A 1,330-nucleotide genomic window follows, 5' to 3' on the forward strand; every position below is an offset into this window, starting at 1 on the left:
GCCACCGCGCGGCGTCGATGCGGGACAATCGGCGCATGCAGGTGACTGAGGCTCCCCTCGGCCTACGGGAGCGCAAAAAAATCAAAACCCGCCGCGCCATCCGGCGCGAGGCGTTTCGCCTCATCGAGGAGAACGGCTACGCCGCGACCACCGTCGAGCAGATCGCCGACGCGGCCGACGTGTCGCCGAGCACCTTCTTCCGGTATTTCGGATCCAAGGAATCGCTGCTGCTCGCCGACGACCTCGACCCGCTGATCCTGGAGGCGTTGAAGGCCCAGCCGCGCAACCTGTCTCTGGCACAGGCCTTCCGACGGGCGTATGAGGCCGTCATCGCCCAATTGCCGGACGATCAGCTGGAGTTCGAGAACACCCGGCAGCGGCTGATGTTCTCAATACCCGAGCTCAAGGCGGCGATGTACGACGAGTACTACCGCACCGTGACAGTGGCCGCCGAGGCAATCGCACACCGGATCGGCCGTGCCGCAGACGATTTCGAAGTCCGAGTGTTCGCGGGGGCGCTGACCGGCGCCATGATGGCCGCCTACGACAGTGCGCCGAAGACGGCCGACACGATCTTTCGGGCCCTGGATTTCATGGATGCCGGCATGCCGCTGGGCTGAACGCCTCAACAGCGCGGCGATGCATTTCTGCCGGGGGAACGCGATACTCTCACGCGATGCGACAGGGATGGAATCGACGGGGATTCTTGCAGCTCGCAGGGGCTGCCGGGGTTGCCGCGGTGGGCGGTGCGGCCGCCTTCTCGGAGCTTTTGGCGGCATGCTCGTCACGCAGTTCGGCTCCGGGCGCCACCCCGGGATCGGTGACCGTCACCCACCTGTTCGGTGAAACCGTCATCAAGGAACCACCCAAGCGCGTTGTCAGCGCCGGTTACACCGAGCAGGACGACCTGCTCGCAGTCGGCGTGGTGCCGATCGCGGTGACCAACTGGTTCGGTGACCAACCGTTCGCGGTCTGGCCGTGGGCCGCACCCAAGCTCGGCGGGGCACAGCCGACCGTGCTGAACCTGGACAACGGCATCCCCGTCGATCAAATCGCCGGGCTCAAGCCGGACCTGATCGTGGCCATCAACGCCGGCTTGGACGCCGACACCTATCAGAAGCTGTCCGCCATCGCCCCGACCGTCGCGCAAGCGGACGGCGATGCCTTCTTCGAGCCGTGGAAAGAGCAGGCCACCACCATCGGTCAGGCGGTCTTCCAGGCAGACCAGATGAAGTCGTTGATCGCCGGTGTCGACCAGAAGTTCACCGACATCGGCAAGAAGAATCAGCAATGGACGGGCAAGAAGACGCTGCTGATGCACGGCGCGCTG

The 1,330-nt window shown here is 65.3% G+C and carries 2 protein-coding genes; both read left to right on the plus strand.

The annotated features are described in order from the left end of the window. Positions 1-35 precede the first annotated feature (35 nt). A complete protein-coding gene (locus A5625_RS21645; RefSeq protein WP_066998759.1) occupies positions 36-620 on the plus strand; it encodes a TetR family transcriptional regulator in 585 nt (194 codons plus the stop codon). Positions 621-676: 56 nt separating this feature from the next. Then, positions 677-1,330: ABC transporter substrate-binding protein (locus A5625_RS21650; RefSeq protein WP_156748446.1), on the plus strand; the 654-nt coding region annotated here is incomplete at its 3' end.

The sequence above is a fragment of the Mycobacterium sp. 1465703.0 genome (assembly GCF_001672975.1).
Taxonomy (GTDB): domain Bacteria; phylum Actinomycetota; class Actinomycetes; order Mycobacteriales; family Mycobacteriaceae; genus Mycobacterium.